The organism is Streptomyces luomodiensis, from assembly GCF_031679605.1.
Lineage (GTDB): Bacteria > Actinomycetota > Actinomycetes > Streptomycetales > Streptomycetaceae > Streptomyces > Streptomyces luomodiensis.
Genome location: NZ_CP117522.1, coordinates 2,813,590 through 2,831,339 on the forward strand (window position 1 = coordinate 2,813,590; position 17,750 = coordinate 2,831,339).

At 70.7% G+C, this 17,750-nt stretch carries 16 protein-coding genes; 2 read left to right on the forward strand and 14 right to left on the reverse strand.

Features of this window, described 5'->3' with window-relative positions; all coding sequences use genetic code 11:
• Nucleotides 1-74 precede the first annotated feature (74 nt).
• Nucleotides 75-665, reverse strand: a complete 591-nt coding sequence (locus PS467_RS12080; RefSeq protein ID WP_268971454.1) for a dienelactone hydrolase family protein — start codon at nucleotides 663-665, stop codon at nucleotides 75-77.
• A gap of 152 nt (nucleotides 666-817) precedes the next feature.
• On the opposite strand from PS467_RS12080, the gene PS467_RS12085 reads away from it, so the two are divergent.
• Entirely contained in the window at nucleotides 818-1,972 is a 1,155-nt protein-coding gene (locus tag PS467_RS12085) for a mechanosensitive ion channel family protein (protein ID WP_311039832.1), read from the forward strand.
• Between the two features lie 49 nt (nucleotides 1,973-2,021).
• Here PS467_RS12085 and PS467_RS12090 read toward each other — a convergent pair whose 3' ends face one another.
• From PS467_RS12090 to PS467_RS12105, 4 genes are all read right to left on the reverse strand, one after another.
• Complete coding sequence (locus PS467_RS12090) at nucleotides 2,022-2,486, reverse strand: GNAT family N-acetyltransferase (RefSeq protein WP_268971455.1); 465 nt, start codon at nucleotides 2,484-2,486, stop codon at nucleotides 2,022-2,024.
• Complete coding sequence (locus PS467_RS12095) at nucleotides 2,483-3,424, reverse strand: RluA family pseudouridine synthase (protein WP_311035268.1); 942 nt, start codon at nucleotides 3,422-3,424, stop codon at nucleotides 2,483-2,485. The genes PS467_RS12090 and PS467_RS12095 overlap by 4 nt, the downstream gene beginning before the upstream one ends.
• Before the next feature lie 118 nt (nucleotides 3,425-3,542).
• The gene (locus tag PS467_RS12100; RefSeq protein WP_311035269.1) at nucleotides 3,543-4,136 is read right to left on the reverse strand and encodes a signal peptidase II; all 594 of its coding nucleotides are present in this window, start codon (nucleotides 4,134-4,136) and stop codon (nucleotides 3,543-3,545) included.
• Between the two features lie 71 nt (nucleotides 4,137-4,207).
• Nucleotides 4,208-5,050 carry a TraR/DksA family transcriptional regulator gene (locus PS467_RS12105; protein ID WP_311035270.1) on the reverse strand — a complete coding sequence of 281 codons (843 nt, stop codon included), beginning with the start codon at nucleotides 5,048-5,050 and terminating at the stop codon, nucleotides 4,208-4,210.
• Between the two features lie 598 nt (nucleotides 5,051-5,648).
• On the opposite strand from PS467_RS12105, the gene ileS reads away from it, so the two are divergent.
• Nucleotides 5,649-8,786 (forward strand): isoleucine--tRNA ligase, encoded by a 3,138-nt coding sequence (ileS, locus tag PS467_RS12110; protein WP_311035271.1) that lies wholly within the window; start codon nucleotides 5,649-5,651, stop codon nucleotides 8,784-8,786.
• A 195-nt stretch (nucleotides 8,787-8,981) separates the two neighbouring features.
• Here the strand turns inward: ileS and PS467_RS12115 are convergent, their stop codons facing one another.
• The 9 genes from PS467_RS12115 to ftsW all read right to left on the reverse strand — a co-directional run bounded on the left by PS467_RS12115 (nucleotide 8,982) and on the right by ftsW (nucleotide 17,705).
• Nucleotides 8,982-10,154, reverse strand: coding sequence for a DivIVA domain-containing protein (locus PS467_RS12115; protein WP_311035272.1), 1,173 nt, complete (start codon nucleotides 10,152-10,154; stop codon nucleotides 8,982-8,984).
• Between the two features lie 49 nt (nucleotides 10,155-10,203).
• Nucleotides 10,204-10,500, reverse strand: coding sequence for a YggT family protein (locus tag PS467_RS12120; protein WP_268971462.1), 297 nt, complete (start codon nucleotides 10,498-10,500; stop codon nucleotides 10,204-10,206).
• An 81-nt stretch (nucleotides 10,501-10,581) separates the two neighbouring features.
• A complete protein-coding gene (locus tag PS467_RS12125) occupies nucleotides 10,582-11,196 on the reverse strand; it encodes a cell division protein SepF (protein WP_020872079.1) in 615 nt (204 codons plus the stop codon).
• Between the two features lie 123 nt (nucleotides 11,197-11,319).
• Entirely contained in the window at nucleotides 11,320-12,039 is a 720-nt protein-coding gene (locus tag PS467_RS12130) for a YggS family pyridoxal phosphate-dependent enzyme (RefSeq protein WP_268971464.1), read from the reverse strand.
• 3 nt (nucleotides 12,040-12,042) lie between these two features.
• Entirely contained in the window at nucleotides 12,043-12,783 is a 741-nt protein-coding gene (gene pgeF / locus PS467_RS12135) for a peptidoglycan editing factor PgeF (protein ID WP_311035273.1), read from the reverse strand.
• 43 nt (nucleotides 12,784-12,826) lie between these two features.
• Nucleotides 12,827-14,065: a cell division protein FtsZ gene (ftsZ, locus tag PS467_RS12140; protein ID WP_311035274.1), complete on the reverse strand. Its 1,239-nt coding sequence runs from the start codon at nucleotides 14,063-14,065 to the stop codon at nucleotides 12,827-12,829.
• A gap of 276 nt (nucleotides 14,066-14,341) precedes the next feature.
• Entirely contained in the window at nucleotides 14,342-15,139 is a 798-nt protein-coding gene (locus PS467_RS12145) for a cell division protein FtsQ/DivIB (RefSeq protein ID WP_311035275.1), read from the reverse strand.
• Between the two features lie 13 nt (nucleotides 15,140-15,152).
• Complete coding sequence (gene murG, locus PS467_RS12150) at nucleotides 15,153-16,247, reverse strand: undecaprenyldiphospho-muramoylpentapeptide beta-N-acetylglucosaminyltransferase (RefSeq protein ID WP_311035276.1); 1,095 nt, start codon at nucleotides 16,245-16,247, stop codon at nucleotides 15,153-15,155.
• A 6-nt stretch (nucleotides 16,248-16,253) separates the two neighbouring features.
• Nucleotides 16,254-17,705: a putative lipid II flippase FtsW gene (gene ftsW, locus PS467_RS12155; protein ID WP_311035277.1), complete on the reverse strand. Its 1,452-nt coding sequence runs from the start codon at nucleotides 17,703-17,705 to the stop codon at nucleotides 16,254-16,256.
• Nucleotides 17,706-17,750 lie beyond the last annotated feature (45 nt).

Consider the following 17,750-nt stretch of genomic DNA (forward strand, 5'->3'; position numbering starts at 1 on the left):
GTTCCCGGCCGGATCGGCGGGCGTGTCCCCACAGGGCACGCCCGCCGATCGCGCTCGCCGGCCCGGCGGCCCGCTCAGAGGTCGGCCAGGAAGCCGAGCGCCACCCGCCAGGCGGCCTCGGCGGCCTCCTTGTCGTAGTCCGGCAGCTCGGGGTCGGTGAAGATGTGCCCGGCCCCGGCATAGCGGAAGACCTCCACATCGGCGCCCGCCCGCCGCATCCGCAGATACCAGGCGTTGAGCCAGTCGTGCGGCTCGAACGGGTCGGGGTCGGCCACGTGCAGCTGCACCGGCAGCTCGTCGGCCGCCGCGTCGTCGGCGATGTCCGAGGTGCCGTGCAGCAGAAGCAGTCCGCGCGCCTTGTCGTCGGCCAGCGCCAGGTTCTGCGCGAGGGAGCCACCGAGCGAGAAACCGGCGTAGACCAGCCCGCGGTCCGAGTAGGGCGCGGCGGCGGTGACGGCCCGCTTCAGCAGCTCGTCGCGGCCGATCCGCTCCTTGATCACCATGCCGTCCTCGACGGTGTCGGCGGTCTGCCCCTCATAGAGGTCGGGCACGACCACCTCATGCCCGGCCGCGCGCAGCCGGTCGGCCGCCTCCCGCACGGCGGGCCGCAGTCCGTACGCGGAGTGGAACAGAACAATCGTCGAGGTACCGGCCACCGCTGTCACTTCCCCTTGCGTGGGTCTTCCGTGGATTTTCGCGAGTTCTTCCGTGGATCGTCCTCTCCCATCGTGCCAGTCGCGGTCTGAGCGCACCCGTTCCGGGGAAGGCGGGACAGGGCACCCGGGAGTCTCCCGAAGGAAGGATGAGGTAGGTGTCCATGGAGGACGTGCTGCGTCCGCTCGTCGTCATCGGCGGCTCACTGGCCATCACGCTGTTCATCGGCTGGGCCGTCGACTGGCTGCTGCGACGGGCCGACGCCCGGCACCCGGAGACCCCCCTGTGGGACCGGCTGCGCCGCTGCCGGCTTCCGCTACAGGTGACCGTGTGCACGGCGCTGCTGGGCGGGTCGTACGACAAAACGGAGGCGGAGGTCGTCCACGAGCACGGGACGGCCATCGGCCGGCTGCTCGCACTGGTGCTGATCGCCGCGGCGGCCTGGCTCGCGGTGCGGGTCTCGTCGGCCATCGTGGAGTCCTCCTACTCCCGCTACGCCTCCAGCGCGCACGACCCCGCGCGGGTGCGCCGGGTGCGCACCCAGGTGACGTTGATCCAGCGGGTGGTGGCCGCGATCGTCGGCGTGGTGGCGGCCTCCGCGATGCTGCTGACCTTCCCGACGATGCGCACGGTCGGCACCTCCATGCTGGCCTCGGCCGGCATCCTCGGCGTCGTCGCCGGTGTCGCCGCCCAGTCCACGCTGGGGAACCTCTTCGCGGGGCTCCAGATCGCCTTCGGCGACATGGTGCGGATCGGCGACACGGTGGTCGTGGACGGCGAGTGGGGCACGGTCGAGGAGATCACGCTGACCTTCCTGTCCGTGCGGACCTGGGACGAGCGGCGGATCACCATGCCGGTCTCGTACTTCACCAGCAAGCCGTTCGAGAACTGGTCGCGCGGCGGCACCCAGAAGGTGGCCACGGTCTTCTTCCACCTCGACCACAGCGCGCCGGTCGAGGAGATGAGGGAGCGGCTGGGCGAGATCGTAAGGAAGTCCCCGGCCTGGGACGGCCGGGACTGGAACCTGGTGGTGACGGACACCACCCCGAGCACCATCCTGGTGCGGGCGCTCATCACGGCGCGGGACCCGGACGACGCGTGGACGGTGCGCTGCGAGGTGCGCGAGAAGATGATCACGTGGCTGCGGGACGCCCATCCCTACGCCCTGCCGCGCATCGCCACCGCCCCGGCCGCCCAGCCCCCGCAGACGCTCCTGGAAGGCGAGCGCGGCCATGAGCGCCGCGGCCGCCACGAACACTTCGCCCGCTTCGAGGACGGGCTGCGCAAGGACGCCCAGGGCCCGGGGCGGGGCTACTGAGGGCGCGCGGCGCCCCGGGCCGCGCCGGCCGCCGCCACCGCACCGCCCGCTACAGCGCCCGCCGCATCGCGCGGTGCGGGATGCCGCTGCCCTCGTCGAACTCGGGGCCGTACGCCGCGTAGCCCAGCCGCTCGTAGAAGCCGAGGGCATGGGTCTGGGCCTCCAGATAGACCTCGGCCAGGCCGCGCCGGCGGGCCTCCGCCTCGACGGCCCGGACCAGGTCGGCCCCCAGTCCGGTGCCGCGTGCCGCCCTGGCCACCGCAAGGCGGCCCAGGACGGCGGTGGTGGCGCCGTCGACACCGGCGTGGGCGTACTTCTTGTCCGCGGCGGCGCCGTGCAGAAACCGGACCGTGCCCACCGGACGGCCCTCGGCGTCGGTGGCGAGGAGGTGGACTGCGTGCGCGTCGTACGCGTCCATCTCCTCCTCCTCGGGGATCCGCTGCTCCACCACGAAGACCTCCCGGCGCACCGCGAAGCAGCCGGACAGGTCCCCGTCGGCCACGACCTCGATCACGCGCTCTCCGCCTTCACGATGTCCAGCGCCGCCCGCAGGTCGTCCGGGTAGGCGCTCTCGAACTCGACCCATTCACCGTGCGCGGGGTGCTCGAAGCCGAGCCGCACGGCGTGCAGCCACTGCCGGGTCAGCCTCAGCCGCTTGGCGAGCGTCGGGTCCGCGCCGTAGGTGAGGTCGCCGACACAGGGGTGGCGGTGGGCGGCCATGTGCACCCGGATCTGGTGGGTGCGGCCCGTCTCCAGCTTGATGTCCAGCAGGCTCGCGGCCCGGAACGCCTCAATGAGGTCGTAGTGGGTGACGCTCGGCTTGCCCTCCGCCGTCACGGCCCACTTGTAGTCGTGCTGCGGATGGCGCCCGATCGGGGCGTCGATGGTGCCGCTCAGCGGGTCCGGGTGGCCCTGGACCAGCGCGTGGTAGCGCTTGTCCACGGTGCGCTCGCGGAACGCCTGCTTGAGCACGGAGTACGCCAGCTCGGACTTGGCGACGACCATGAGCCCGGAGGTGCCGACGTCCAGTCGGTGCACGATCCCCTGGCGCTCGGCGGCGCCCGAGGTGGAGACCCGGAAGCCGGCGGCGGCGAGTCCGCCGATCACGGTGGGTCCGGTCCAGCCGGGGCTGGGGTGGGCGGCGACGCCGACCGGCTTGGAGACGACCACGATGTCCTCGTCGTCGTGCACGATCTCCATGCCCTCGACGGGCTCGGCGACGACCCGCACCGGCGGCGCGGCCCGCGGCATCTCGACCTCGAGCCAGGCACCCCCGGAGACCCGGTCGGACTTCCCGGCGACACTGCCGTCGAGCTGCACCTTTCCGGCGGCGGCCAGCTCGGCCGCCTTGGTCCGGGAGAAGCCGAACATACGGGCGATCGCGGCATCGACGCGCTCGCCTTCCAGACCGTCCGGTACGGGCAGGGTGCGGATCTCGGGAATCGTACTCACCCGACGAGTATGCCGGACCGGGCGCACCGGTTCGTACGCCCGTCGGATACCGGCCGGTCCGCCCCTGTCCTGGCCGGACCGGTGCCTCCGCGGTCCCGTCCGGCGGACCGCCGCCGGGTCAGTCCTTGTGGACCGTGCCGTCCGGATCCAGGCCGCGGAAGGACAGGATCACGATCAGGAAGCCGCCGCACACGATGGCCGAATCGGCGAGGTTGAAGACCGCGAAGTGGGCTGGCGCGATGAAGTCCACCACCGCTCCCTGGAAGTCCCCGGGCGCCCGGAAGACCCGGTCGGTGAGGTTGCCGAAGGCCCCGCCGAGCAGCAGACCGAGCGCGATGGCCCAGGGCACGCTGTAGAGCTTGCGGGCCAGCCGCGCGATCACCACGATGACCCCGACCGCGATCACCGTGAAGACGATGGTCATGGCCTCACCGAAGCCGAAGGCCGCGCCCCGGTTGCGGATCACCTCGAACTGGAGCCAGGTGCCGATCACCTCGACCGGAGCGTGGTGCTCCAGCTTCGCGACCACGGCCAGCTTGCTGATCAGGTCGATCAGATAGGCCAGCGCGGCGACTCCGAGGAGCACTCCGACCCGCCGCCGCCCTCTGTCCGCCGCGGTCTCCTCGGCTCCGGCTCCCGCAGCGCTGGTCCCGGCGCCCCCCTCCGCCTTCCCCGCGTCTGGCGTACCGATGGCCTGCTCCGCCTCTGTCACGTGAGTCCCTCAACCTCTCCGGGCCAGTCTCCCCCTGTGAGGGACGAGGGTACGGCACACACGTACGGGCGTCAGCGGCGCTCCTGGCGCTGCTTGCATTCGACACACAGTGTGGCCCTGGGGAACGCCTGCATCCGGGCCTTGCCGATCGCGTTGCCGCAGTTCTCGCACAGCCCGTACGTCCCGGTGTCCAGCCGCTCCAGGGCCCGCTCGGTCTGGAGCAGCATCTCGCGGGCGTTCCCGGCCAGGGCCATCTCGTGCTCGCGGGTGATGTTCTTGGTGCCGGTGTCGGCCTGGTCGTCGCCGGCGCCGTCACCGGAGTCGCGCATCAGCCCGGTGATCGCCTGCTCGGAGGCGAGGATCTCGGTGCGCAGCCGGCCGGCCTCGGTCAGCAGCTCGGTGCGCGCCTCCTCCACCTCCTCGGCCGACCAGGGGTCCTCACCGGGGCGTACCGCGAGCTCGGCGGGGTCGGCGGGCGCGCCCGCCGCACGGGCCTTGGGCAGCGGGGGCGCGGTCGTCGTGGGCTTCTCGTCGGTCGGCGCACCGTCCGGGGTCTTCTTCGCAACCACTTTCCTGGCTCCCGTCTTCTTCGCGGGCACCGCCTTGCCGGCGGGCGTGGCCTTCCTGACCGTGGTCTTCCCGGCCGTGGTCTCGTCGGCCACGGTCTTCCCGGCCGCACCTTCCTCGGCGGGCGCGGCCGTCTTGGCGGATGCGTTCCTCCTGGCGGGTGTGGCCGCCTTCTTCCTCGGTGCGCTCTTCTTCGCGGACGCGGCCTTGGCGGGGCCCTGCGCGACGGCCCCGTCGGCCGCCGCGGTCTTGTGCGCGGCCTTCTTGCCCGAGGCGCTCTTCTCGGCGGGCGCGGCCTTCGTCGCCTTCGCCGTGCTCTTCTGCACGGCGGTCTTCCTAGCCACCATGGCCGCGGCCCCTTCACATATTGTGATCTTGCTCGCGAATCGTTCCGGAACGATAAATCGACTCCGGGCGGGCGGCAACGGGGCACGCCGCCCGATTCGCCCGGCTTGTCGCTACGACAACCCGGTCTCCCCCGTTGTGCCCCACTCCGCGCGCCGTAATCCGTCCGGCATCCGGTACCCGGGAGTGACCCAGCGTGACGACCGCGCCCACGGCACCCGGCGTAGCGCCATTCGGGTCAATCCCCGCAGCCGGCCGTCCCCCACTCGGCGCAGCGCCTTATTCGGTCGGCCCCGGTCGTCCCGGCCCCGTACACTGGGCGCAGCGAAAGGCGTGGATGGGGACGAGTAGCGTCGTAGGCGGCCCAGAGCGACCCGGGGACGGTGTGAGCCCGGGGGCGAGCGCGATGTGAAGGATCACCCCGGAGCCGCCGGAAGAACCCCCGTCCTGGGCCAGTAGAACCGGCATCGCGATCCCAATGAGGGGGCCGGGAGCTCACCCGCTGCCGGTCAAGGAGGGTGGTACCGCGGGAGCGCACGGCTCTCGTCCCTCCGACGGAACCGGAAAGAGCACGTGTCCGCCGGAGGAAGAAGAGCCCCGATGACGCCGCAGTACCGCCAGGTGCCCGCCCAGGTCGACCTGCCCGCCCTCGAGCACGCCGTGCTCGACTTCTGGCGGGAGAACAAGATCTTCGCCCGTAGCCTCGAGCAGTCCGAGGGACGGCCCGAGTGGGTCTTCTACGAGGGCCCGCCGACCGCGAACGGCATGCCCGGCGCCCACCACATCGAGGCCCGCGTCTTCAAGGACGTCTTCCCGCGCTTCCGCACCATGCGGGGCTACCACGTCGACCGTAAGGCGGGCTGGGACTGCCACGGCCTGCCGGTCGAGCTGGCGGTCGAGAAGGAGCTGGGCTTCAACGGCAAGAAGGACATCGAGGCGTACGGCATCGCCGAGTTCAACGCCAAGTGCCGGGAGTCGGTCACCCGGCACACCGACGCCTTCGCCGAGCTCACCACGCGGATGGGCTACTGGACCGATCTCGACGGCGCGTACTGGACCATGAACCCCGAGTACGTCGAGTCGGTGTGGTGGTCCCTGAAGGAGATCTTCAACAAGGGGCTGCTGGTCCAGGACCACCGGGTCGCTCCCTGGTGCCCGCGCTGCGGCACCGGGCTGTCCGACCACGAGCTGGCGCAGGGCTACGAGACGGTCGTCGACCCCTCGGTCTTCGTCCGCTTCCCGCTGACCTCCGGGCCGCTGGCGGGCCGGGCGTCGCTGCTGGTGTGGACGACCACGCCGTGGACCCTGGTCTCCAACACCGCCGTGGCCGCGCATCCCCAGGTGCGCTATGTGGTCGCCACCGACGGCGCGGAGTCGCTGGTCGTCGCGGAGCCGCTGGTGGAGAAGGCGCTCGGCGAGGGCTGGACCGTCACCGAGGAGTCCTTCACCGGGGCCGAGATGGAGCGCTGGAGCTACCGGCGCCCCTTCGAGCTGGTGGAGATCCCCGACGCGCACTTCGTCGTCAACGCCGACTACGTGACGACCGAGGACGGCACCGGTCTGGTCCACCAGTCCCCGGCCTTCGGTGAGGACGACCTGAAGACCTGCCGTGCGTACGGCCTCCCGGTGGTCAACCCGGTCCGCCCGGACGGCACCTTCGAGGAGGGGCTCGGCCTGGTCGGCGGCGAGTTCTTCAAGAAGGCCGACGAGGCGCTGACGGCGGACCTCCAGGAGCGCGGTCTGCTGTTCCGGCACGTGCCGTACGAGCACAGCTACCCGCACTGCTGGCGCTGCCACACCGCGCTGCTCTACTACGCCCAGCCGTCGTGGTACATCCGCACCACCGCGATCAAGGACGCGCTGCTGCGGGAGAACGAGAAGACCAACTGGTACCCCGAATCGGTCAAGACCGGTCGCTATGGCGACTGGCTCAATAACAACATCGACTGGGCGCTGTCCCGCAATCGCTACTGGGGCACCCCGCTGCCCATCTGGCGCTGCGCCGAGTCCCATCTCACCTGCGTCGGCTCCCTCGCCGAGCTCTCCGAGCTGACCGGCACCGACCAGAGCGGACTGGACCCGCACCGGCCGTACATCGACGAGATCACCTTCCCCTGCGCCGCCGACGGCTGCTCGCTGACGGCCGAGCGGGTGCCCGAGGTCATCGACGCCTGGTACGACTCGGGCTCGATGCCGTTCGCGCAGTACGGCTACCCGTACCGGAACAAGGAGCTCTTCGAGCGGCGCTACCCGGCGCAGTTCATCTCCGAGGCCATCGACCAGACCCGCGGCTGGTTCTACACGCTGATGGCGGTCGGCACGCTCGTCTTCGATAAGTCCTCGTATGAAAACGTGGTCTGCCTCGGTCACATCCTGGCCGAGGACGGGCGGAAGATGTCCAAGCACCTGGGCAACATCCTTCAGCCGATCCCGCTGATGGACCAGCACGGCGCGGACGCGGTGCGCTGGTTCATGGCCGCGGGCGGCTCGCCGTGGGCGGCGCGCCGGGTCGGGCACGGCACCATCCAGGAGGTCGTGCGCAAGACGCTGCTCACCTACTGGAACACGGTCGCCTTCCAGGCGCTGTACGCCCGCACCTCGGGCTGGGCGCCGTCCGGGGCGGACCCGGCCCCGGCCGAGCGGCCGCTGCTGGACCGCTGGCTGCTGGGCGAACTGGGCACGCTCACCGAGCAGGTGACCGAGGCGATGGAGGCGTACGACACCCAGCGCGCCGGAAAGCTGCTGTCGGCCTTCGTCGACGATCTGTCCAACTGGTACGTGCGCCGCTCCCGCCGCCGCTTCTGGCAGGGCGACGCCGCCGCGCTGCGCACCCTGCACGATGTCGTCGAGACGGTCACCCGGCTGATGGCACCCCTGGTGCCCTTCATCACCGAGCGGGTCTGGCAGGACCTGGTGGTCCCGGTGACCCCCGAGGCGCCCGCCTCCGTGCACCTGGCCACCTGGCCGGAGCCGGACCGATCCATGATCGACCCGGTCCTCTCGGAGCGGATGGCGCTGGTGCGGCGCCTGGTGGAGCTGGGGCGCGCGACCCGCGCGGAGTCCGGTGTGAAGACGCGCCAGCCGCTGTCGCGGGCGCTGGTCGCCGCGTCCGGCTTCGAATCCCTCGGCACCGAACTGCGCGCCCAGATCGAGGAGGAGCTCAACGTCTCCTCGCTCGCGTCGCTGAGCGAGGTCGGCGGCTCGCTGGTGGACACCACCGCGAAGGCCAACTTCCGCGCGCTGGGCAAGCGTTTCGGCAAGGGCACCCAGCCGGTCGCCAAGGCGATCGCGGAGGCGGACGCGGCCGCGCTGTCGGTGGCGCTGCGCGAGGGCACGGCGTCGGTGACCGTGGACGGCGAGCAGGTCTCCCTCTCCCCCGACGAGGTCATCATCACCGAGACCCCGCGCGAGGGCTGGTCGGTCGCCTCCGACGCGGGTGCCACGGTCGCCCTCGACCTGGAGATCACCCCGGAGCTGCGCCGCGCGGGTCTCGCCCGTGACGCGATCCGGCTGATCCAGGAGGCCCGTAAGAACAGCGGACTGGACGTGGCCGACCGGATCGCGCTGCGCTGGCGGTCGGCCGACGAGGAGCTCCGCCAGGCCCTCACCGACCACGCCGAGCTGATCGCGGACGAGGTCCTCGCGACCGACTTCGCCTCCGGCGACGGGGAGGAGGGCTACGGCGAGGAGTTCACGGACACCCCGCTGGGCCTCACCTTCCGCCTCCGCAAGGCGTAATACCGGGGGTTCGGTACCCCACCCCGCGAGCGCCGGACGGGCTGGTTCCAGCCCGTCCGGCGCTCGCGACGTCCCGAACCGGGGGCAGGCGGGGGAAAGCGTCCCACCCGCACGGCAAAGGGCCGGGCCCGGGAGCTTGCCGCTCCCGGGCCCGGCCCTGGTGATTGCCGAACGCCGCGCGCTATGCGTACCGCGTCAGTTGTCGTCCTCGTCGATGAGGAAGCCCCGCATCGGGCTCGGCGCCTGCTGCATCGGCTGCGGGCTCTGCGGCCGCACCGGTGCCATCGGCTGGGTCATCGCGGGAGACATCTGCTGCTGTCCGCCGTAGGACGGCGCTCCGCCGTTCTGACCGTGGCCGCCCATGGACTGGTTGCCGCCCATGGTGTGGCCGCCCATGGTGCCGGCGCCGGCCGAGGCCATGGAGCCGCTCATCGAGGGGGACGGCGGCAGCGAGGCGGTCGCCGGGGTACGCGGCGGGGCGAGCGAGTCGTCGGCCTGGTTCTCCAGCTGGCGCAGCTGGCTCTCCAGGTACGACTTCAGCCGCGTGCGGTACTCGCGCTCGAAGCCGCGCAGATCCTCGACCTTGCGCTCGAGCGTGGCACGGGCGGACTCCAGGGAGCCCATCGCCACACGGTGCTTCTCCTGCGCGTCCCGCTCCAGCGCGTCGGCCTTGGCGCGGGCGTCCCGCTCCAGGCCCTCGGCGCGGCTGCGGGCCTCGCCGACGATCTTGTTGGCCTCGGAACGGGCCTCCGCGATCGCCTGGTCAGCGGTCTGCTGCGCGAGCGAGAGCACGCGCGCGGCGCTGTCGCCGCCCGGACCCTGCCCCGGCTGCGGCAGCTGCGGACCACCGGGGCCGCCAGGACCGCCGGGGCCACCGGGACCGCCCATCGGGCCACCCATGGGACCGCCGGGACCCATCGGGCCGTTCTGACCCATGGGACCGTTCTGACCCATCGGACCGTTCTGGCCCATCGGGCCGGGACCGCCCTGCTGCATCGGTCCGGGGCCGTTCTGGCCCATCGGACCGGCCGGCAGCTGCGGGGCACCGCCCGGGAGTTGGGGCGGCCCACCCATCTGCTGCTGCTGGCCGGGCGGCACCGGCTGCGGTCCCGATATGGCGGCGGGCACGGGTGCGCCTGGCCTCTCCTGCTGTTCGGGAGGCTTGCGCATGCCTTGTTGCTGACTCTGGGCGGCGGCACGCGTCGCGGCGGCCAGCTTGGCGCGCAGGTCCTCGTTCTCCCGCAACAGCCGGGTCAGTTCGGCTTCGACCTCGTCGAGGAAGGCATCGACCTCGTCCTCGTCATAGCCTTCTCGGAGGCGGACGGTCGTGAACTGCTTGTTCCGCACGTCCTCGGGGGTCAACGGCATCTCTACTTCACCTCAACGTAGTCGTCGGCAATCGGCAAGACCGTATCGTTCACACCCTGCTCGCAAAATTGCTCACGACGGTGATCAGGATCCAGACGATGATCATCAGCACGAAGAAGGACAGGTCGAGCGCCACACCCCCGAGACGCAGCGGCGGGATGAACCGCCGCAGAAGCTTGAGTGGCGGATCGGTCACAGTGTAGGTGGCCTCGAGGAGGACCACCATCGCTCGACCGGGTTGCCACGAGCGCGCGAACTGGAAGACATAGTCCATAACCAGCCGGAAGATCAGCACGATCAGGAAGCAGTAGAGCGCGATGTAGATCACCTGTAGTGCGATGCCCATCCCGCGCGTCCCTCTCCCCTGGTTCGTACTGGCCTTACGGCCTCGGATGACTCGGTGTTGCCGGTTTGCCGTTTTTGCGTCTCAGCTCTGGTTGAAGAACCCGCCCTCTGCGATACGGGCCTTGTCCTCCGCCGTGACATCGACGTTAGCAGGAGACAACAGGAACACCTTCTGCGTCACCCGCTCAATGCTGCCATGGAGGCCGAACACCAGACCGGCGGCAAAGTCGACAAGTCGCTTCGCATCCGTGTCGTCCATCTCCGTCAGATTCATGATCACGGGAGTGCCCTCACGGAAGTGTTCCCCGATAGTACGGGCCTCGTTGTAGGTCCGGGGGTGGAGTGTGGTGATGCGGTACGGCTCCCGCTCGGACACAACCTTGGGCATGATCACGGGCGCGTTCTTCTCCAAGTTCTGACGTTCAGGTGTGATGGACGCCACGGGGGCAATTCGCGCGGGTCGCCCGGTTTCTACCGCAAGGGGAGCCGGTTCACGCTGCGCGGGAGGATGGACGACTCGCACGGATTCGCCCCTTTCCGGCCGTGGTTCGGTCTCCACTACCTGATGTCGCCGACGGTCCCGCTCGGGCTCCGGCTCGGGCTCGAACTCGTCGTCGGGGTCGAATCCCCGGCCGTCGTACCCATCGTCCTCCACGAGGCCGAGGTAGACCGCCATCTTGCGCATCGCGCCGGCCATTCTCTGCGTCCTCCGCTCTGTGGTGGATCGGCTCCGCCACCGGATGCCATGGATCCACGTGGCCCGCCCGCCTTTTGACGGGAATGACCATATTTTCTGCTGTGGTCCGACTTCTTCGCGACGTTACCGGAGCCTGGGTCGGACTCCGAGTACCGCAGTGCCGACGCGCACATGTGTCGCCCCCGCCGCCACCGCTTCCTCGAGGTCCGAGCTCATCCCCGCCGAAACCATGGTGGCAGCCGGATGGGCCACGCGCAGGCGGGACGAGATTTCCATCAGCCGGTCGAACGCCGCCCGCGGCCGCCCTTCATAAGGACCCGTCAGCGGGGCGACGGTCATCAGACCGTCGAGCCGCAGCCCTTCGGCCTCGGCCACGGAATCGGCGAGCCGTGCCACTCCGTCCGGTCCGACACCTCCGCGCCCTCCCCGTTCGTCGGAGTCCGCGTCGAGCGCGACCTGAATCAGGACGCCCAGCTCCCGTGCGGCCCCCACGGCCGCACGGGAGAGCGCGTCAACCAATCGCTTACGATCGACAGATTGCACCACATCGGCATAACTCGATACCGAACGAACCTTATTGGTCTGCAACTGTCCGACAAAGTGCCAGATCAGTGGCAAATCCGCGCATTCCGCAGCTTTGGGAGCTGCTTCCTGATCGCGGTTCTCGGCGACATGCCGTACGCCGAGTTCCGCGAGCAAACGGACATCGCTCGCCGGATAGGTCTTGGTGACCACGATCCGGGTCACCTCTTCGCGCTTGCGACCGGCCGTGGCACAGGCAGCAGAGATACGTTCCTCCACCCGGGCCAGATTGGCGGCCAGTTCCGCCTTGCGATCCGTCACGACTCAGCCGGCCAACCAGACATAGCTCGCGAGCCGCCCCGTGATGCGCTCGCGCCGGTACGAGAAGTGGTCCGCCGACTCCAGGGTGCAGATGTGAGATTCTCCATCCGCCTCGTCCATCCGCACACCGGACCGGGCCAGTTGGGCCCGGACACCGGCCACCACGTCCACCGCCGGGGTACCCCAGCTGGTTTCGGCCCATGCCTCGGGCACCGTCGCGGCGACATCGGCGCGCATGTCCGCGGGAACCTCGTAGCAGCGGCCGCACACCGCGGGGCCGATACGGGCGACGATCCGGGCAGGCTCAGCGCCCTGTTCGGTCATCGCCTCCACCACCGCCGGGACCACTCCGGCGACCAGACCCGGCCGGCCGGCGTGGGCGGCGCCGATGATCCCGGCCACCGGATCGGCCAGCAGCACCGGGGTGCAGTCGGCGGTGAGGACGGCCAGGGCGAGACCTTGACGCCGGGTCACCACCGCGTCCACCGCCGGGATCTCCCCGTCGGCCCACGGTCCGTCGACCACCGCGACGTCCCGGCCGTGCACCTGGTTCATCCATACGACCGCCGCCGGGTCCAGGCCCATCGCCTTGGCGGCCAGTTCCCGGTTGGCCCGTACGGCCTGGGGGGCGTCGCCGACCGCCCCGCCGAGGTTGAGCTCGTCATACGGAGCGGCGCTCACCCCGCCCCACCGGTCGGTGAAGGCGAAGTGCGCGCCGCTCGCGTCGTGCTGTTGCGCTATCACGTCTGGTTCGCTTCAAAGTCGCCGTCGAGCCATACCGGACGGCTCACTTCAGGAAGTCCGGAACGTCCAGCTCCTCGGCCTGGCTGTCCGGGTAGGGACGAGCCGGGGGGACCTGGGGGTGCGGGGCGGGCGCCGGGGGCGGCGGCACCTCGGCGACCGGGGTCGGGTCCGCCGGGGCGGGCTCCTCCTCGCGCGGGGTGACGCTGCCGAGCCCGCCGAAGGACGGGCGGCTGTTCTCCGAGCGGGACGACGGGCTGCTCGAGGAGGCGGTGGCGCTCTCGTCGCGGCCGCCGCCATAGGAACCGAGCACCTTGTCGCGGTTCTTGGCGGGCGGCTGACCGCCGTCGAAGCCCGCCGCGATCACGGTGACCCGGACCTCGTCGCCGAGCGCGTCGTCGATCACCGCGCCGAAGATGATGTTGGCCTCGGGGTGGGCGGCCTCGCTCACCAGCTGGGCGGCCTCGTTGATTTCGAACAGACCGAGGTCGGAACCGCCGGAGATGGAGAGCAGCACGCCCCGGGCGCCGTCGATGGACGCCTCCAGCAGCGGCGAGGAGATCGCCATCTCGGCCGCGGCCACCGCGCGGTCGTCACCGCGCGCCGAGCCGATGCCCATGAGCGCCGATCCGGCCTCGGACATCACGGACTTGACGTCCGCGAAGTCGAGGTTGATCAGACCGGGGGTGGTGATCAGGTCGGTGATGCCCTGAACACCGGAGAGCAGCACCTGGTCGGCCGACTTGAACGCGTCGAGCACGCTCACCTGACGGTCCGAAATGGACAGCAGTCGGTCGTTCGGGATCACGATGAGGGTGTCGACCTCGTCCCGCAGACCCGCGATGCCGTCCTCCGCCTGATTGGCGCGGCGGCGGCCCTCGAAAGTGAACGGACGGGTGACCACACCGATCGTCAGTGCGCCCAGCGAACGCGCGATGTTCGCGACCACAGGCGCACCGCCGGTGCCCGTGCCGCCGCCCTCGCCCGCAGTCACGAAGACCATGTCGGCCCCCTTGAGGACCTCCTCGATCTCCTCGCGGTGGTCCTCGGCGGCCTTCCGGCCGACCTCGGGGTTGGCGCCGGCGCCCAGGCCCCGGGTGAGCTCGCGGCCGACGTCGAGCTTGACGTCGGCGTCACTCATCAGCAGGGCCTGCGCATCGGTGTTGATCGCGATGAACTCGACGCCCTTGAGCCCGACCTCGATCATCCGGTTGATGGCATTCACGCCACCGCCGCCGATGCCGACGACCTTGATGACTGCGAGGTAGTTCTGCGGTGCTGCCACGTCGAAGGCCTCTCGCCTCGAGTTACGTGTCGCCACCCCGCCGTTGCCGCGGTGCGCCGACTGATGCCGAATGGGACGGTTCCGATTGCCGACCCCAACCCTAACGCTGAAGTTTAGGGTTACCAGTGCCTCTGTTTCCCGGACTCTTCGGAACAGGACACTAAGTCGACAAGTGGCGCGCGTTCAATGAACACGCCGAACCTCCCGCTTTTCTTTTCACCCTATGTGATCACCCAGTGGGCTAGCCAACCAGGGTGCTGGCCAGCCGCTATCACGTCAACTGCGAGACACCGCCGGGGCGCTCGGCGCTTGGACGTCGAAGTGGTCGGCGTCCGGCCGCGCTTTCATCAGCGCGGTGAGCGTCTTCGCCTTCGCCTCGCCGCGCTCTCCGCTCCCCCAGGCGACCGTACGGCCGCCGGTCAGCTCCAGGGTGATCGAATCGTACGAGCGGACCCGGAGGGAACGGGTGTCCCGGTGGACCTTCTCCGGGAGTTGGGTGACCACCCGGACCGCCTCGCGGCGCAGCCTGGCCGCGCCGAAATGGCGCGAACTCGGCGACCGGTCCGGCTCCATTTCCAGCAGCGGAACGCCCTTCGGACGCTTGCTCACGGTGGAGAACAGGACTCCCCCGGCGTCCACTTCGTGGAACTTCCCGTCCTCTTCGACAATCGCTTCGGGCTCGCGTTCCGTCACCACCAGACTGATGGTGTGCGGCCATGACCGGGATACGTCCACTTTCGCAATCCGGGGCAGTCGCTCACGCAGCCGGTGTTCGATCGCTCCGGTGTCCACCGCCGCCAAGGGGGTGTTCATGGATACGTCGGCGGCGTCGCGCACCTCTTCGGCGGTGAGGACGGTGGTGCCGGCGACCCGCACCCGCTCGGTCCGCAGCCAGCTCGAGCCGTAGAGCAGCCAGCCGGCGCCGGCGCCGAGCAGGGTCACCGCCACCGCGGTCAGCAGCAGGGTGCGCCGGCCGGGCAGCCGGATCCGGCGGCGGGCGGCGGGACGGCGTGGGGGCGGGCCGGACGGCGGCGTCCTTCGTGCACCGCGCTCGGCGGTCGACGGTCCGGCCACGCTCCCTGCCTCCTCACGCCTGGCGGCGTGCGCTGATCGCCTCGTACACCATGCCGACCAGCAGCTCGTCGGCGTCCCTGCGGCCGAATTCGGCGGCGCGCCGGGACATCTCGTACAGCCGGTGCGGGTCGCCGAGCACCGGCAGCACATTGCTCTGCACCCACTCGGGGCTCAGCTCGGCGTCGTCGACCAGCAGCCCGCCGCCCGCCTTGACCAGCGGCTGGGCGTTGAGCCGCTGTTCGCCGTTGCCGATCGGCAGGGGGACGTAGGCGGCCGGGAGCCCGACGGCGGACAGTTCGGCGACGGTCATCGCGCCCGCGCGGCAGAGCATCATGTCGGCCGCGGCATACGCGAGGTCCATCCGGTCCAGATACGATACCGGGATATACGGCGGCATTCCGGGCATGTGGTCCACGCGCGGCAGTTCGTTCTTCGGGCCGACCGCGTGGAGCACCTGGATTCCGGCGCGCTGGAGGTACGGCGCGACCGTCTGGACCACCTCGTTGAGCCGGCGCGCGCCCTGCGAACCGCCGGAGACCAGCAGCGTCGGCAGGTTCTGGTCGAGCCCGAAGGCCGCGCGGGCCTCGGGGCGGACCGCCGCCCGGTCGAGGGTGGCGATGGAACGGCGCAGCGGGATGCCGACGTAGCGGGAGTTGCGGAGCTTGCTGTCCGGCGTGGAGACCGCCACGTACTTGGCGTAGCGCGAGCCGATCTTGTTGGCGAGCCCGGGGCGGGCGTTGGCCTCGTGGACGACGATCGGCACCCCGAGCCGCTTGGCGGCCAGGTAGCCGGGCAGGGCCACATAGCCGCCGAAGCCGACGACGCAGTCGGCCTTGGTGCGCTCCAGGATCTGCTCGGCCGCCTTGATGGTGCCGCGCAGCCGCCCGGGGACGGTGATCAGCTCGGGGGTGGGCTTGCGCGGCAGCGGTACGGCCGGAATGAGGCCGAGCTCATAACCACGCTCCGGTACGAGCCGGGTCTCGAGCCCGCGCTCCGTACCGAGCGCCGTGATCCCCACGGTCGGGTCCTGCCTGCGCAGGGCGTCCGCGAGGGCGAGCGCGGGCTCGATGTGGCCGGCGGTCCCCCCACCGGCGAGTACGACATGCACCGAAATTCACCGCTCTCCGGACGGCCGTCCCTTGACGGGCCGTCTCATCGTCTTCCGTCTCACCCGAGCCAGCTTCTTCCGCAAAGCAGGCTGCCGCATGGCCAGTGCCGCCCGCGCGGCGGGCTCCGCCCGTGCGAAGGCGATCAGCAGGCCGACGGCGAACATGGTCGGCAGCAGGGCGGACCCTCCGTAGGAGAACAGCGGGAGCGGAACCCCGGCGATCGGCAGCAGACCGAGCACCGCGCCGATGTTGACCACGGCCTGGGCCGTGATCCAGGTGGTCACGCCTCCCGCGGCATACCTCACGAAGGGGTCCTCCGTGCGTCCGGCCACGCGGATACCCGCATAGCCTAGAGCCGCGAAGAGAACGAGAACCGACAGCGTCCCCGCCAGGCCGAGTTCCTCCCCGGTAATGGCGAAGATGAAGTCGGTATGCGGTTCGGGTAGTTCGCCCCATTTCTCCATACTCGCCCCGAGTCCCGAGCCGAACCATCCGCCGTTGGCGAGCGCGTAGATCCCGTGCACCGCCTGCCAGCACTGGTCGTTCGTCCCGGGCTCGGTGGCGCCGATGCAGGCGAGCCGGGACATCCGGTTGGCGCTGGTCTTGATGAGCAGCACGCCGATGACCCCGGCGAAGGCGAGAACGCCCACGAAGAGCCGGGTGGGGGCGCCGGCCAGCCAAAGGAGGCCGAAAAGGATCGCCGAGAGGATGATCGCGGTGCCCATGTCCCCGCCCAGCATGATCAGGCCGAGCAGCATGGCGGTCGCGGGCACCAGCGGGACCAGCAGATGCTTCCACTGGACCAGCAGCCGCTTGTCCTGTTTGCGGGCGAGAAGATCGGCGCCCCACAGGACGAGCGCGAGCTTGCCGAACTCGCTGGGCTGGAGCAGGAACGGACCGCCGAAGGAGATCCAGTTCTGGTTGCCGTTGACCGCGATGCCCATGCCCGGGACCTGCACCAGACACATCAGGAAGACCGAGACCGCGAGCAGCGGATAGGCGAAGGCGCGGTGCAGTTTGATCGGCATCCGCACGGCGAGCAGCATCAGCGCGCCGCCGAGTGCGGCGGCCAGGAGCTGTTTGCGAAAGAAGTACGACGGCGAGAGCCCGGACTGCAGCGCCTTGATCTGGGAGGCGGAGTAGACCATGACCAGGCCGAGCACCAGGATCAGCAGTGAGCCGCCCAGCAGCAGGTAGTACGCCGTGAGCGGCCGGTCCCAGGCCCGCCGGACGCGCTGGTGGAGCCCGCGCAGCCGGTCCAGGACGTTTCCCCGCACCGGGCGGCGCGGAGGGCGGGAGACGCCCGCTGCGCCGCGCGGGCGGGCCGGAGACGCCGCCCGGCCCTTGGCCCGCACGGCCTCCCGCACCCGCGGGGCGCCGCCCGAGCGCGGCCCGGGGCGGCCGGTGCCGGGGCGTGCCGTCCGGGACCGGGGCGCGGCGGGCTGGTCAGACGTCATGTCGTATCCCCTCCAGTTTCCCCGCGCGGGCGGTCCATGCGGGGA

Bases quoted from the DNA above. Each gene is read 5' to 3' on its own strand.
- ftsW (WP_311035277.1), bottom strand. From the start codon at position 17,705: ATGACGTCTGACCAGCCCGCCGCGCCCCGGTCCCGGACGGCACGCCCC.
- PS467_RS12120 (WP_268971462.1), bottom strand. From the start codon at position 10,500: ATGGGCATCGCACTACAGGTGATCTACATCGCGCTCTACTGCTTCCTG.
- ileS (WP_311035271.1), top strand. From the start codon at position 5,649: ATGACGCCGCAGTACCGCCAGGTGCCCGCCCAGGTCGACCTGCCCGCC.
- PS467_RS12115 (WP_311035272.1), bottom strand. From the start codon at position 10,154: ATGCCGTTGACCCCCGAGGACGTGCGGAACAAGCAGTTCACGACCGTC.
- PS467_RS12105 (WP_311035270.1), bottom strand. From the start codon at position 5,050: ATGGTGGCTAGGAAGACCGCCGTGCAGAAGAGCACGGCGAAGGCGACG.
- PS467_RS12125 (WP_020872079.1), bottom strand. From the start codon at position 11,196: ATGGCCGGCGCGATGCGCAAGATGGCGGTCTACCTCGGCCTCGTGGAG.
- PS467_RS12085 (WP_311039832.1), top strand. From the start codon at position 818: ATGGAGGACGTGCTGCGTCCGCTCGTCGTCATCGGCGGCTCACTGGCC.